Below are 12,804 nucleotides of genomic sequence, written 5' to 3' on the forward strand. Positions count from 1 at the left end.
GAGGCAGACAGAAAGGACTCCCATGCGCAGGCTCTTCACCGCCGCGTTCGCCTCCATGCTGGTGGGCGTCGCCTCCGGACTCTTCTACCGCGAGTTCACCAAGATCAACGGTTTCCCCGAAGGGGCGCCGACGCAGCTCGGACTCGTGCACACGCATCTGCTCGTGCTGGGCTTCGTCGTCTTCCTCGTGGTGATGCTCCTGGAGAAGGCGTTCGCGCTCTCCGAGACCCGCCTGTTCGGCTGGTTCTTCTGGACCTACACCGCCGGGCTCGTGCTGACCTCGGCGATGCTCGTCTGGCACGGCTGCCTCACGGTGCTCGGCCAGGAGTCGACGAAGATGATCGCCGGCATCGCGGGCGTGGGGCACATGCTGCTCGCCGCCGGCATGGTGCTGCTGTTCCTCGCGCTCCGCCCCCGTGTGTTCGCCCCGAAGGTCGCGGCCACACAGCCCGCGACCCTCGAGTCGGTGGCCTGACGCCTCAGTCGGCCGGGATCGTGTCGTCGCGCAGGTAGGCGATGTGGGCGGCGTGGCGCTCCAGGTGGTGCGGCGACTTCCGCACGAACAGCCAGGCGACGACGAGGATCGCGAACCAGATCGGCGTCACGAGCAGGGCGATCAGGGTGTCCGGCTGGGTGGTCAGCGCCCAGAGGATGAACAGGAAGAACGCGAGCACCACGAACACCATGAACACGCCGCCCGGCATCTTGAACGCCGAGGTCGCCGCCTTCTCCGGACGACGGCGCCGGTACACGAGGTAGCTGCAGAGGAAGATCGTCCACACGAACATGAAGCACACGGCCGACACCGTGGTGACCATCTCGAACGCCGTGCCGATGTCCTTGCCCGCGTAGAGCAGCACGACGCCGGACAGCAGCAGGATGCAGGACAGGAACAGCGCGTTCTGCGGCACGCGGCGCTTCGAGAGCCGGCCGAAGAACCGGGGGGCGTCGCCGTCCTGCGCCAGCCCGAAGACCATGCGCGAGGTGGAGTAGATGCCGGAGTTCGCGCTGGACATCGCCGAGGTGAGCACCACGAGGTTGACGACGGTGGCGGCGATGCCGAGCCCGGCGAGGGCGAACATCGCGATGAACGGGCTCTCGCCGGCGACGTACTCGGTCCACGGCGTGACGGCCATGAGGATGATGAGCGCGCCCACGTAGAACAGCAGGATCCGGATCGGGATGGCGTTGATGGCCTTCGGGAGGTTGCGCTTCGGGTCCTTGGTCTCCGCGGCGGCCGTGCCGACGAGCTCGATGCCGACGAACGCGAACACCGCGATCTGGAAGCCGGCGACGAATCCGAGGAAGCCGTGCGGGAACATGCCGCCGTGCTCCCACAGGTTCGAGAAGCTCGCGGTGCCGGCGTCGTGGGAGAACCCGGTGAGGATCATCACCAGGCCGGTCACGATGAGGGCGACGATCGCGACGATCTTGATGAGCGCGAACCAGAACTCCATCTCGCCGAAGGCGGCGACGGTCGGCAGGTTGAGCGCCAGGAGGATCACGACCACGAGGAGACCGGGGATCCACAGCGGCACGCCGGGGATCAGGGCGTCGGTGTACCCGGCGATCGCGATCACGTCGGCCACGCCCGTGACCACCCAGCAGAACCAATACGTCCAGCCGGTGAAGAAGCCCGCCCACGGGCCGAGCAGGTCGCTCGCGAAGTCGCTGAACGACTTGTACTTGAGGTTCGACAGCAGCAGCTCGCCCATCGCCCGCATGACGAAGAACAGCATGAACCCGATGATCATGTAGACGAAGATCACGGAGGGGCCGGCGACGGAGATCGTCTTGCCGCTGCCCATGAACAGGCCCGTGCCGATCGCCCCGCCGATCGCGAGCAGCTGGATGTGCCGGTTGCTGAGCGCGCGCCGCAGGTGCTCCTCGCCTCCGGCTCCGTTCTGCCCCTGGCGGATGGCCCCCGTGTCTTCCTTCGTCACGCTCATCTCCTCCGGTCGTCCTCGACTGATGCAGAGTAACCACCGGCGCCCGCTCGTCCGAAATCGACGCCCCGGCGACGGCGATCCGGCCCGGGGTGTCCCGTTCGCCCGAAACGATTCGATAAACTGGGCGCACCCCCGATCCATCCCCTCTTTCCCTGCGAGCCCCTTCCTTCATGGCCACCACCCTCACCACGGGCCGTCCGTGGCGCGTCATCCTCGCCTTCTCGATCCCGCTCCTGCTCGGCAACGTCGTGCAGCAGCTCTACCAGTTCGCCGACGCGATCGTCGTCGGACGCCACCTCGGCGTCCAGTCCCTCGCCGCCGTCGGCGCGACGGGCAGCCTGCTCTTCCTGCTCCTCGGCTTCGCCTGGGGTCTGACGAGCGGCTTCGCCATCCCCATCGCCCAGGCCTTCGGTGCGCGCGACGACGCGGCCGTGCGCCGCTCGGTCGCCACGGGTGTGCTCCTCAGCGGCATCACGAGCGTGGTCCTCACGGTGGTCGCGCCGCTCATCGCCGGGCCGATCCTCGCGCTGCTGCAGACGCCGCCCGAGCTCATGGCCGAGGCGACGGTGTTCACGCAGATCAGCTTCCTCGGCGCGGGCGCGACGATGTTCTTCAACTACCTCTCCGCCATCATCCGCGCCATCGGCGACTCGAAGACCCCGCTGGTGTTCCTCACGGTCTCCTGCGCGCTCAACGTCGGCCTCGTGGTGCTCATGGTCGGTCCGCTGGAGTGGGGCGTCGCGGGTGCCGCGCTCGCCACCGTGGTCGCACAGGCCGTCTCGGTGATCCTCTGCCTGGAATTCGTGCGCCGGCGGCTGCCCATGCTGCACCTGCGTCGCTCGGACTGGCGCATCTCCCGGACCGACATCGCCGACCACCTGCGCCTCGGTCTCCCCATGGGCTTCCAGGCCTCGATCATCGCGATCGGGACCCTCACGGTGCAGGTCGCCCTCAACACTCTCGGCGCCGACGCGGTCGCGGCCTACACGACGGCGTCCCGCGTGGACAGCCTGGCGGTCGCCCTGCTCTCCTCGCTCGGGCTCGCCGTGTCGATGTACGCGGCGCAGAACCACGGTGGTCGTCGCCCCGACCGTATCCGGCGCGGTGTGGTCGAGGCCACCTGGATGGCGGTCGCGGCGGCGATCGTCCTCGGCGGGCTGCTCATCGCGTTCGGCGCGCCGATGGTCCGGCTGTTCGTCGGGGACGGCTCGGACGACGTCGTCGACATGGCGCACCGCATGCTCATCATCAACGGCTGCGGCTACTGGGCGCTCGGCATGCTCTTCGTGCTCCGCGGCGCGCTGCAGGGACTCGGCCACACGCTGGTCCCGACGGTCACCGGCGTGATCGAGCTCGTGATGCGCGTCGTCGCCGCCGTCGTCCTCGGGGCGATGATCGGTTTCGACGGCGTGGCCCTCAGCAACCCGCTCGCCTGGGTGGGCGCGATCGTGCTCCTCGTGCCGGCCTACGTCAAGGCGCATCGCGCGCTGGCGACGCAGCCCGTGGCGCCGGCCGAGGCCACCGAGACCTCCGCGATCGCGATCGTCGGCCCCACCGACGGCTCGATGGTGGTGGACGCGGTCGTCACCCGCCCGGTCCGCGTCGTGCGGCCCCGCCGGCTGCGGTGGCCGGTCCGGCGCTGATCCGCGATATCCACCGGAAGGATGACCCGGATCGGACTTGAGACGGATGGCCTTCCGGAGAGACACTTCTAATGTCGAAGGTGCGGAGGGGTTCCGCCGGACGGGGGGTCGTCATGACGACATTGGGAGTGGCCAGAGACCTGGCCGCCATTCTGGTACCGATCGGATACGTGGGTGCGGCGCTCGCCGCGGTCTGCGCGATCGTGGCCGCGATCGCGATCATCCGCGGAGCCGGGGGGCTCGCGGGCGGCGCGGTCGGGCTGTGGATCGTGTGCGCGCTGATGAGCTTCACCGCGAGCTTCGCGAATCAGTGGCTTCCGCTGATCGCGGCGGGCGCGTCGCTCGTGGGCATGCTCGTGATCGGCGGGATCGTGCGTGCGATGCTCACGGCCGGCGGCTTCGAGTCGCGACGCCGGGCCGCACGCGTGAAGCCGGCGCCGGCGACCACGACGACGGCCACGCTCAAGACCGGCTCGACCGCGACGCCCACGGCGCCGGTCGCCGTCGTCTCCTAGCATTCAGCGGTAGTCGCGGTCGCGGTGCTGCCGCGCCTCGTCGCCCGCGGCCACGCGGGCGCTCTCGCGTGCCCGCAGCTCGACGCGGCGGATCTTCCCGGAGATGGTCTTCGGCAGCTCCGGCACGAACTCGATGATCCGCACCCACAGGTGCGAGGACAGCCGTTCGTGCGCGTAGCCGAACACGGCGCGCGCGGCGGCGGCCTCGTCCGCGCCCGCGTCCGGCGTCAGGCACACGTAGGCCTTCGGCACCGCGAGGCGCGTGGGGTCGGGGCTGGGGATGACGGCCGCTTCGACCACGAGGTCGTGCTCCAGCAGCACGGACTCGAGCTCGAACGGTGAGATCTTGTAGTCGGAGGCCTTGAACACGTCGTCGGAGCGTCCGATGTAGGTGAGGTAGCCGTCGGCGTCGCGCACGGCGATGTCCCCGGTGTGGTGGAAGCCCCCGGCCCGCGACTCCGCGGTCTTCTCCGGATCGTCGTAGTACCCCGCCATGAGGCCGAGCGGCGGCTGTGCGAGGTCGAGCGCGATCTCGCCCTCGTCCTCCACGACCTCGCCCGTCGACGGGTCGAGCAGCACGACCGGGTAGCCGGGCAGCGGACGGCCCATCGAGCCGACCTTGACGGTCTGCCCGGGGGAGTTGCCGATGCAGGCGGTCATCTCGGTCTGGCCGAAGCCGTCGCGGATCGTGCCGCCCCACGCCTCGCGCACCCGGTCGATGACCTCGGGGTTCAGCGGCTCGCCGGCGCCGACGAGCTCGCGCGGAGGGTGCGCGAGTCGGGAGAGGTCGGCCTGGAGGAGCATGCGCCAGACCGTGGGCGGGGCGCAGAACGTCGAGACGTGGTGGGTGTCCATGACCTCCATGAGCGTGTTCGCGTCGAAGCGGTCGTAGTTGTAGACGAACACCGTCGCCTCGGCCAGGAAGGGGGAGTAGAAGCTCGACCAGGCGTGCTTGGCCCACCCGGGGGAGGAGATGTTGAGGTGCACGTCGTCCGGGCGCACGCCGAGCCAGCACATCGTGGAGAGGTGGCCGACCGGGTAGGAGACGTGGGTGTGCTGCACGAGCTTCGGGCGGTTCGTCGTGCCGGACGTGAAGTACAGCAGGGCCGTGTCGCCGGCGGGCGTCGGGCCGTCCGGGACGAACTCCTCCGTGGTCGCGGCCGCATCCGCGAACCGCTTCCAGTCGGCAGGCAGCGACGCGCCGACCCCGATGCGCAGGACGTCGGGGTCGATCCCCTCGAGGCGGTCGGCCAGGGCGCCGAGGGTGACGACGGCGCCGGCGCGGCCGTGCTCGATGCGGTACGCGAGGTCGGAGGCCGACAGCAGCGTCGAGGTCGGGATCGACACCGCGCCCAGCTTCGTGATCGCGAGCATCACCTCCCACAGCTCGATCGTGTTGTTGAGCATGACGATCACGTGGTCGCCGCGGTCGATGCCGAGGCTGCGCAACCAGGCGGCGACCTGGTCGGAGCGGGCGGAGAGCTCGCCGTACGTCCAGGACCGGAGGCTGAGGTCGGCCTCGACGATCTGCACCGGCCGGACGGTCGGGGTTCTCTCCGGCGATGACGTCGAACCACTCGAGCGCGAAGTTGAAGGCGGTCAGGTCGGGCCAGGCGAACTCGCGGCGTGCGGCGTCGTAGTCCGTGGCGTGCGTGAAGAGGAGGTCCCTCATCCCGCGGATCGCTTCGGTGGCGGGGGTGGCACGACGGCTCATGGTGCTCCTTTGCAACGGCGTCCCTCCATCCTGCCCCCTCGTTCAGCGGGGGAGGAAACCCGTGCCGTCGCGGAGCTCGAACACGAGCTGGGTCTCGGTGCCGCGGACGACGGGGTGGACGGTGATGTGCTCGAGCACGATGTCGCGGAGAGCGGTCGCGTCCTGCACGGCCACGTGCACGAGGAAGTCGTCGACGCCGGCGACGTGGAACACCTGAAGCACCCGGGGGATCGCGACGAGCGCGTCGAAGAGCGCCGTGACCTTGGGCCCGGTGTGATGCGCGAGGCGGACCTTGATGATCGCCTGCAGGGGGTAGCCGAGAGCGGAGCCGTCGAGGCGGACGCGCGTGTCGCGGATGACTCCGCGCTCGCGCAGGCCGCGGATCCGGTGGGCGCAGGTGGATTCCGCGAGTCCGAGGCGGTGGGCCAGAGCCTTGTTGGTGACGGCCGCATCGCGGCTCAGGGCGGCGAGCAGCTCCAGGTCGATCTCGTCGAGTTGCGCTTTCGCCAACGTGCCCTCCTCGGTGCGGCCGGATGTTGCACAGAATAGCGAGGATCCCGGATTCAGTGAGTTGTTCTGTCGAAGACCAGCGAGAACCCCGCGATTCGGCCAGCGTGGAGGGATGACCGCAGCGCTGCATCCCGACACCGTCGCCGTCCACAGCGGCCGTGCCGACCTCGAGGCGCTCGGGGTCCACGCCCTGCCGATCGACCTCTCCACGACGAATCCGCTGCCCGACGTCGAGCGCGGCGGTGACTCGTACGAGGCGATGGCGACCGGGGGCCGCCCGCCGCAGGACGGCAGCATGGTCTACGCCCGCCTCTGGAATCCGACGGTCGCGCGCTTCGAGGACGCGCTCGCCGAGCTGGAGCACGCCGAGGCCGCCGTCGCCTTCGGCTCCGGCATGGCGGCCATGACCGCCGTGATCCTCGCACACACCGGTGCCACGGGAGCGCGGCACGTCGTCGCGGTGCGTCCGCTCTACGGAGGGACCGACCACCTGCTCGGGTCGGGCCTGCTCGGAGTGGAGACGACGTACTGCCGTCCCGACGAGGTCTCCGCCGCCCTGCGCGCCGACACCGGACTCGTCGTCGTGGAGACGCCGGCGAACCCGACCCTCGAGGTCGCGGACATCGCCGAGGTCGTGCGGCAGGCGGGGAGCGTGCCGGTCGTGGTCGACAATACGTTCGCGACCCCCGTGCTGCAGAACCCGATCGACCACGGCGCGGCGATGTCGCTGCACAGCGCCACCAAATACCTCGGCGGCCACGGTGATGTCATCGCCGGCGTCGTCGCCTGTGACGAGACGACCGCGGAGGCGCTGCGTCGCGTGCGTGCGGTGACCGGGGGGCTCCTGCACCCGCTCGGCGCGTACCTGCTGCACCGCGGTCTCACGACCCTGCCGGTCCGCGTGCGGCACCAGCAGGAGAGCGCTCGTCGCATCGTGCAGTGGCTGGTCGATCGGCCCGAGGTCGCCGAGGTCTTCTATCCCGGGCTCGACGGGGATCCGCGCGGCATCCTGGAACGGCAGCTCCGCGGGCCGGGGGCGATGATCGCGTTGCGGCTGCGCGGCGGCTATGCAGCGGCCGCAGCGGTGGCCGGGGCGACCCGCCTTTTCACGCACGCCGTGTCGCTCGGAGGCGTGGACTCCCTCATCCAGCACCCCGCCGCGCTCACGCACCGTCCGGTCCCCGCGGAGGCGCGTCCCGCCGCCGACGTCCTGCGTCTGTCCATCGGCCTTGAGAACGTCGACGATCTCCTCGCCGACCTCGCGAACGCCTTCGCCACTCTCGCCGACCCACCCCTTTCCGTGCCTCCCACCCCGGAAAGTGCGTCACATATGGGGGTGGCTCGTACATAAGGGGCCGGATCGGCGATTGTGCGAGGACGACAAGAAACTGAGTCCCGGCAGAGGTGGGACTTGGTATCTGACGGCAAAACCGGGGGGTCGGGGAGAGGGCGGGCCTACAGTCGCGGGTGGCAACGACGCCACTGACCTCGGGAGTCCTCAATGACGAGTGAAAAGACCCACGCGCACGGCCTCGGCATGCGCACCGCCGTGATCGTCCTCAGCCTTCTGCTGGCGGCGATGGTGCTGCTGTTCTTCGCCACGATGAGCAAGGTGTCCGCGGGCGCCTCGGAGCTCGCGGACGGCACGACCACCGCGCAGGGGGGATCCGCGGACCTCGCCGCAGGAGCAGCCGACCTCGCCGCGGGAGCCGACGAGCTGGCCGCGGGCACGCAGGATCTCGCGGCAGGCACCGCGACGGCGCAGCAGGGATCGGTGAAGCTCAGTGACGGGGCGACCACCGCCGCCGCGGGCGCCACCACGCTCGACGAGGGCGCGGGCACCCTGGCCGCGGGAGCCGCCACCGCTGTCGACGGTGCGGGACGGGTGAGCGGCGGAGCGCAGACGGCGCTCGCCGGATCGCAGGAGCTCGCGTCGAAGATGGCGGCGGCGGACGCCGGAGCCCGGCAGCTCGTCGACGGCGTGACCACTCTCGCCGCCGGTGTCGACGGCGCGCACCGGTACGCGAACGGCGTGCTCGAGGGCGCGACGACCCTCAGCACCACCCTGCGCGCCGGAGTGAGTGCCGACGTGCAGAAGCTCGCTCATCCGGACACGCAGACGCTGCTGACGGGCGTCGCCACGAGCGCTCCCGGCAACGCGCGGACTCTCGCCGCCGGTCTGCAGGGTCTCCTCGCTGCGAACCCCGCCGATGTGCAGCTCCAGCAGCTCGCGGCGCTCGCCGCCGGCGTCGAGAAGCAGGTCGGCGCGCTGGCCGCTCCCGCCGCGGCTGCTCCGGGCCTCGCACAGGGACTTATCGGCGCCGCCGACGGCTCCGCTCGTGTCACGGCCGGCGTCGGTGCGCTCATCAACGGCGACCCCTCGAAGGGGTGGCCGGGGACCGTGGTGCTGGTCTCCCCGAAGGGCGCTCCCGCCCTCGTGGCCGGAGCGCAGACGCTGCAGGACGGCACCTCCCGTCTCGCGGCAGGCGCGGCAGATCTCTCGTCCGGGCTGCAGACCCTCTCGACCGGAGCATCGTCGCTGTACACCGGAACCGCGGAGCTGAGCGCCGGCGCGGCGCGGCTCGACGAGGGCGCCGGGTCTCTGGCCACGGGCGTCAGCGCGCTGCAGTCGGGTGCCGGCGACCTCCGGTCCGGGATGACCGAACTCCGCACCGGCGCCGACGCAGTCGCCGAGGGCTCCGGCACCCTCGCGGCCGGAAGCGCGAAGCTCGACGCGGGCGCCGCGGACCTCGCGGCCGGCAACGGGCGCATCGCCGACGGCTCCGGCACGCTCGCGACGGCCACCGCGGGCGCCGCGCCTTCCCTGCTCCCGTGGATCCTCGGGATCGGTCTCGTCGGCCTGATCGCGATCGGCTTCTGGATCGGCCACCGCGTCACCCACCGGCGCGCGGTCCTCGCCCTCGCCTGACCGTCGACCCACCCCTTTCCGCGCGACCCACCCCCGTAAGTGACGCACTTTCGGGGGTGGGTCGACCGCAAGGGGGTGGGTCGGCGAATGAGGGTCAGCGCTTCGGGAGGGGGATCGTGCCGGTGGCGATGCGCTCGGTGGGCATGCGGTCGCGATCGTAGGTGATCTCGTCGTAGCCGTGCGGGGTGGGCAGGCCGTCCTCGCCGATGCTGACGAACACGATCTCGTCGATGGTGAGGATGCGCTTGCGGGTGATCATGTTGCGCGCGACGGCCCGCATGGTGAGCGAGGTGGTGCCGAATCGGGTGGCCTGCAGCCCGATCTCGATGAGGTCGCCCTGCACAGCCGACGCCTCGAACGTGATGGCGGAGATGTGCCGGGTGACGACGCGGTAGTTGCCGAGCTGCACGATCGCGTAGATCGCGGCCTCCTCGTCGATCCACTTCAGCAGGCTTCCGCCGAACAGCGTGCCGTTCGCGTTGAGGTCTTCCGGACGCACCCATTTGCGGGTGCGGAAGTTCAGGCCGTCCTCGGACTGCCATGCCGGTGCTTTCTGTTTCGCCATGCCCCGAGGCTAGGCGGGTCGTGCGTCGGCGGTGTTACGTCGCGTTTTCCGGCGGGTGCACACTCCACCGCTCACAGCGGATCTGCTCCGGGCGGATTCGCTCCCCCCAGCGTCGGAGGAGCCGGATGCTGGGGACATGAGCGAAGAAAAGCCCCTCCCGCAATTCGGCCCCGAAGCCCGGCGCGCCCTGTTCCACGAGCGGGTGCTCGTCCTCGACGGCGCCCTCGACGACGACAACGGCACCCTCCTGATGACGCAGCTCCTCGGCCTCTCCGCCGAGGATCCGGCGGCCGACATCGCCCTCTGGATCCACTCGCCGGGCGGGTCCGTGCCATCGATGCTGGCGATCCGCGACCTCATGCACCTCATCCCGAACGACGTCTCCACCCTCGCCCTCGGCCTCGCCTGCAGCGCCGGGCAGTTCCTGCTCTCCGCGGGGACGAAGGGCAAGCGGCGCGCTCTCCCGCACGCGCGGATCCTCATGCACCAGGGCTCGGCGGGGATCGGCGGATCGGCGGTCGAGATCGAGGCGCAGGCCGACGACCTCCGGCACATGCGCGACACCGTCCTCGGCCTCATCGCCGACGACACCGGTCAGCCCCTCGCCCGGATCTTCGAGGACTCCCTCCACGACCGCTGGTACACCGCGGCCGAGGCGCAGGACTACGGGTTCGTCGACGAGATCGTGCAGTCGACGGCGGAGATCATGCCGCGTCGTCGTGCGCGCGTGGGATTGGGGGCGGACGCATGAGCGGCTACACGATCCCGAACGTCATCGCCCAGCATCCGCGGGGCGAGAGGGTCATGGACGTGTACTCGCATCTGCTCGCCGAGCGGGTCATCTACCTCGGCACCGGCATCGACGCGGGGGTGGCCAACGCCCTCATCGCGCAGCTCCTGCACCTCGACGCGGACAGCCCGGAGACTGGCGTCCAGTTCTACATCAACAGCGAGGGCGGCGACCCCGGTGCCGCGCTGGCGATCTACGACACCATGCAGCACATCCGTCCGCGGATCGCGACGATCTGCGTCGGGCAGGCCATCGGTCCGGCGGCCCTGCTCGTCGCGGCGGGAGCGCCGGGGGAGCGGGCGGCCCTCGCCCACGCGCGCATCGTGCTGCATCAGCCGACCGGCCAGTCGCGCGGAGCCATCCCGGACCTCATCCTCGCGGCCGACGAGGTCGTACGGGTGCGCGCGGACATGGAGACGATCCTGGGTCGGCACACCGGCCGCTCCCTCGCGGAGCTCCGCGCCGACACCGACCGGGACCGGGTCTTCACCGCCGCCGCCGCCCTCGACTACGGGCTCATCGACACCGTGCTCGGTCCCCGTGATCCGGAGGCACGATGAGGTGACGGGTGCACATGGATCCCCGGGGTCCGTCGTGCACCCGGACTCCGGTCGTGCAGATGGAACGGGTCAGGCGGCGAGGGCGAAGGCGCCGCGGGAGGCCGTCACCGCCGCCGCAGCGGGCGCGGCCTGACGAAGCTCCTCGGCGACCGCGCTCGTGAGCTCCACGAGGGTGGCGTCCAGGGCCCCGGCGATCGCGGCGATCATCTCGCTGGACGGCTCTTTCCGACCGCGCTCGACCTCGGAGAGGTACTGGGGCGAGACCCCGGCCTTCTCCGCGGTCTCGCTGAGGGTCTCCCCGCGGTCATGACGACGCCGCCGGAGCTGATCCCCGAGCAGGTCGCGCCACAGCGGCTCGGGGCCGCTCGACGGCGGACGGACGGGATGCGGGGCGCGGGGGAACGGGACGATGTCGGCCATGCCTCACGATATGCCGCCGTCTGTGCGGCGATCGAGACGTTCTGCTCAGAGCAGAACGCAGCTCACAGCGCCGCCGTGACGCCGGGAAGCAGCGCGCCCAGGATGTCCTGCAGCCGCTGCCGATCCTCCGCGGACAGCGGGTCGAGGATGAGCTCGCGGATCTGGGCGACGTGGACGGGCGCGGCCGCCCGGAGCATCTCCCGGCCCGCCGGGGTCAGCGTCGCGGAGAGCGTGCGCTTGTCCGTGGAGCACGACGTCCGCTCCACCCACCCGCGCTCCTCCAGGGAGTCCAGGGCGTGGCTCAGCCGCGATCGGCTGAGTCCGGCGATGCGCGCGAGCTCGGTCATGGTGACGGCGTCCTCGCCCTGCCCGGCGAGGGTCACGAGGATCGCGTAGCGGGCGTGGTTCAGGCCCACCTCATCCTTCAGTGCCCGGTCGAGGACCTGGGGCAGCAGCTGGACGAACCGGATGATCGGCAGCCACGTCGCGAGCTCGTCGTCGTCGAGCCGCCGCGGGTGCCGCGTCTCGGTCATGTCGTGCTCCTCGGAGGTCACGCCGCGGTCAGGTCGATCGTGTGCGCCGTGTGGTCGCGCTTCGCCTGGAGGTAGCGCGAGTTCGCCTCCGACAGGTGCACTTCGGTGCGCACCCGTTCGGTGACATGGATTCCGAGCCTGTCGAGCTGCGCGGCCTTGTCGGGGTTGTTGCTGAGCAGGCGGATGCGGTCCACGCCCAGCGCTCGCAGCATCTGCGCCGCGACGGTGTAGTCCCGCTCGTCCTCGCCGCGGCCGAGGGCCACGTTCGCCTCGTAGGTGTCGAGACCGGCGTCCTGCAGGGCGTAGGCGTCGAGCTTGGCGTACAGCCCGATGCCGCGACCCTCCTGCCGCAGGTAGAGGAGGAAGCCGCCCTCCGCGGCGATCCGCTCCACGGCCTCCCGCAGCTGCGGTCCGCAGTCGCAGCGCTCCGAGCCGAACACGTCTCCCGTGAGGCACTCGCTGTGCGGGCGGACGAGAGGGGCGTCCCCGCCTTCGGCGGAGCGGGCGAGAGCCGCCTGCCAGTCGCCGAGGCCGAGCAGCAGGTGCTCGCGTCCGTCCACGAGGCCGTCGAAGGTCACCACGTCGGCCGTCGTGGTGAAGCCGTCCGCGAAGCGCAGGGGCACCCGCACGCGGGTACGCTCCGCGGCGACCGTTGAAGTTTCAATCATGTGAGGGG

The 12,804-nt window shown here is 70.8% G+C and carries 13 protein-coding genes and 1 pseudogene; 7 read left to right on the plus strand and 7 right to left on the minus strand.

The window, feature by feature from the left end:
• Positions 1 to 22 precede the first annotated feature (22 nt).
• Positions 23 to 475 carry a DUF2871 domain-containing protein gene (locus KVS71_RS02695; protein ID WP_217583623.1) on the plus strand — a complete coding sequence of 151 codons (453 nt, stop codon included), beginning with the start codon at positions 23 to 25 and terminating at the stop codon, positions 473 to 475.
• A 4-nt stretch (positions 476 to 479) separates the two neighbouring features.
• Here the strand turns inward: KVS71_RS02695 and cycA are convergent, their stop codons facing one another.
• Positions 480 to 1,943 carry a D-serine/D-alanine/glycine transporter gene (cycA, locus tag KVS71_RS02700; RefSeq protein ID WP_368874536.1) on the minus strand — a complete coding sequence of 488 codons (1,464 nt, stop codon included), beginning with the start codon at positions 1,941 to 1,943 and terminating at the stop codon, positions 480 to 482.
• 176 nt (positions 1,944 to 2,119) lie between these two features.
• On the opposite strand from cycA, the gene KVS71_RS02705 reads away from it, so the two are divergent.
• Both KVS71_RS02705 and KVS71_RS02710 read left to right on the plus strand, forming a co-directional pair.
• Complete coding sequence (locus tag KVS71_RS02705) at positions 2,120 to 3,592, plus strand: MATE family efflux transporter (protein ID WP_025102772.1); 1,473 nt, start codon at positions 2,120 to 2,122, stop codon at positions 3,590 to 3,592.
• A gap of 113 nt (positions 3,593 to 3,705) precedes the next feature.
• Positions 3,706 to 4,107: a hypothetical protein gene (locus KVS71_RS02710; protein ID WP_144881698.1), complete on the plus strand. Its 402-nt coding sequence runs from the start codon at positions 3,706 to 3,708 to the stop codon at positions 4,105 to 4,107.
• A 3-nt stretch (positions 4,108 to 4,110) separates the two neighbouring features.
• Here KVS71_RS02710 and KVS71_RS02715 read toward each other — a convergent pair.
• Both KVS71_RS02715 and KVS71_RS02720 read right to left on the minus strand, forming a co-directional pair.
• Positions 4,111 to 5,779, minus strand: a pseudogene (locus KVS71_RS02715) (AMP-binding protein).
• Between the two features lie 84 nt (positions 5,780 to 5,863).
• Complete coding sequence (locus tag KVS71_RS02720) at positions 5,864 to 6,331, minus strand: Lrp/AsnC family transcriptional regulator (protein ID WP_025102769.1); 468 nt, start codon at positions 6,329 to 6,331, stop codon at positions 5,864 to 5,866.
• A gap of 112 nt (positions 6,332 to 6,443) precedes the next feature.
• Between KVS71_RS02720 and KVS71_RS02725 the strand changes: the two genes are divergently transcribed.
• Together KVS71_RS02725 and KVS71_RS02730 are read left to right on the plus strand one after the other, a co-directional pair.
• A complete protein-coding gene (locus KVS71_RS02725; RefSeq protein WP_217583625.1) occupies positions 6,444 to 7,682 on the plus strand; it encodes a PLP-dependent aspartate aminotransferase family protein in 1,239 nt (412 codons plus the stop codon).
• A gap of 150 nt (positions 7,683 to 7,832) precedes the next feature.
• The gene (locus KVS71_RS02730) at positions 7,833 to 9,260 is read left to right on the plus strand and encodes a hypothetical protein (protein WP_217583640.1); all 1,428 of its coding nucleotides are present in this window, start codon (positions 7,833 to 7,835) and stop codon (positions 9,258 to 9,260) included.
• 94 nt (positions 9,261 to 9,354) lie between these two features.
• Here KVS71_RS02730 and KVS71_RS02735 read toward each other — a convergent pair whose 3' ends face one another.
• Complete coding sequence (locus KVS71_RS02735; protein ID WP_081811533.1) at positions 9,355 to 9,825, minus strand: acyl-CoA thioesterase; 471 nt, start codon at positions 9,823 to 9,825, stop codon at positions 9,355 to 9,357.
• A 136-nt stretch (positions 9,826 to 9,961) separates the two neighbouring features.
• Here KVS71_RS02735 and KVS71_RS02740 point away from each other — a divergent pair, with 136 nt between their 5' ends.
• Together KVS71_RS02740 and KVS71_RS02745 are read left to right on the plus strand one after the other, a co-directional pair.
• On the plus strand, positions 9,962 to 10,576 hold the full coding sequence (locus KVS71_RS02740) for an ATP-dependent Clp protease proteolytic subunit (protein WP_217583648.1): 615 nt from the start codon (positions 9,962 to 9,964) through the stop codon (positions 10,574 to 10,576).
• The gene (locus KVS71_RS02745; RefSeq protein ID WP_217583650.1) at positions 10,573 to 11,175 is read left to right on the plus strand and encodes an ATP-dependent Clp protease proteolytic subunit; all 603 of its coding nucleotides are present in this window, start codon (positions 10,573 to 10,575) and stop codon (positions 11,173 to 11,175) included. The genes KVS71_RS02740 and KVS71_RS02745 overlap by 4 nt, the downstream gene beginning before the upstream one ends.
• A 69-nt stretch (positions 11,176 to 11,244) precedes the next feature.
• Here the strand turns inward: KVS71_RS02745 and KVS71_RS02750 are convergent, their stop codons facing one another.
• The 3 genes from KVS71_RS02750 to ribA form a co-directional block, all read right to left on the minus strand.
• Complete coding sequence (locus KVS71_RS02750) at positions 11,245 to 11,595, minus strand: helix-turn-helix domain-containing protein (protein WP_105950646.1); 351 nt, start codon at positions 11,593 to 11,595, stop codon at positions 11,245 to 11,247.
• Between the two features lie 62 nt (positions 11,596 to 11,657).
• Positions 11,658 to 12,128 carry a MarR family winged helix-turn-helix transcriptional regulator gene (locus KVS71_RS02755; RefSeq protein WP_060922585.1) on the minus strand — a complete coding sequence of 157 codons (471 nt, stop codon included), beginning with the start codon at positions 12,126 to 12,128 and terminating at the stop codon, positions 11,658 to 11,660.
• A gap of 17 nt (positions 12,129 to 12,145) precedes the next feature.
• Complete coding sequence (gene ribA, locus KVS71_RS02760; RefSeq protein WP_060922570.1) at positions 12,146 to 12,796, minus strand: GTP cyclohydrolase II; 651 nt, start codon at positions 12,794 to 12,796, stop codon at positions 12,146 to 12,148.
• Positions 12,797 to 12,804 lie beyond the last annotated feature (8 nt).

It is taken from the genome of Microbacterium sp. GbtcB4 (assembly GCF_019091465.1).
In the GTDB taxonomy this organism is placed as follows: domain Bacteria; phylum Actinomycetota; class Actinomycetes; order Actinomycetales; family Microbacteriaceae; genus Microbacterium; species Microbacterium paraoxydans.

Coding starts and splice junctions, on each gene's coding strand:
- KVS71_RS02695 (WP_217583623.1), top strand. CDS start 23: ATGCGCAGGCTCTTCACCGCCGCGTTCGCCTCCATGCTGGTGGGCGTC.
- KVS71_RS02705 (WP_025102772.1), top strand. CDS start 2,120: ATGGCCACCACCCTCACCACGGGCCGTCCGTGGCGCGTCATCCTCGCC.
- KVS71_RS02710 (WP_144881698.1), top strand. CDS start 3,706: ATGACGACATTGGGAGTGGCCAGAGACCTGGCCGCCATTCTGGTACCG.
- KVS71_RS02725 (WP_217583625.1), top strand. CDS start 6,444: ATGACCGCAGCGCTGCATCCCGACACCGTCGCCGTCCACAGCGGCCGT.
- KVS71_RS02730 (WP_217583640.1), top strand. CDS start 7,833: ATGACGAGTGAAAAGACCCACGCGCACGGCCTCGGCATGCGCACCGCC.
- KVS71_RS02735 (WP_081811533.1), bottom strand. CDS start 9,825: ATGGCGAAACAGAAAGCACCGGCATGGCAGTCCGAGGACGGCCTGAAC.
- KVS71_RS02740 (WP_217583648.1), top strand. CDS start 9,962: ATGAGCGAAGAAAAGCCCCTCCCGCAATTCGGCCCCGAAGCCCGGCGC.
- KVS71_RS02745 (WP_217583650.1), top strand. CDS start 10,573: ATGAGCGGCTACACGATCCCGAACGTCATCGCCCAGCATCCGCGGGGC.
- KVS71_RS02750 (WP_105950646.1), bottom strand. CDS start 11,595: ATGGCCGACATCGTCCCGTTCCCCCGCGCCCCGCATCCCGTCCGTCCG.
- KVS71_RS02755 (WP_060922585.1), bottom strand. CDS start 12,128: ATGACCGAGACGCGGCACCCGCGGCGGCTCGACGACGACGAGCTCGCG.
- ribA (WP_060922570.1), bottom strand. CDS start 12,796: ATGATTGAAACTTCAACGGTCGCCGCGGAGCGTACCCGCGTGCGGGTG.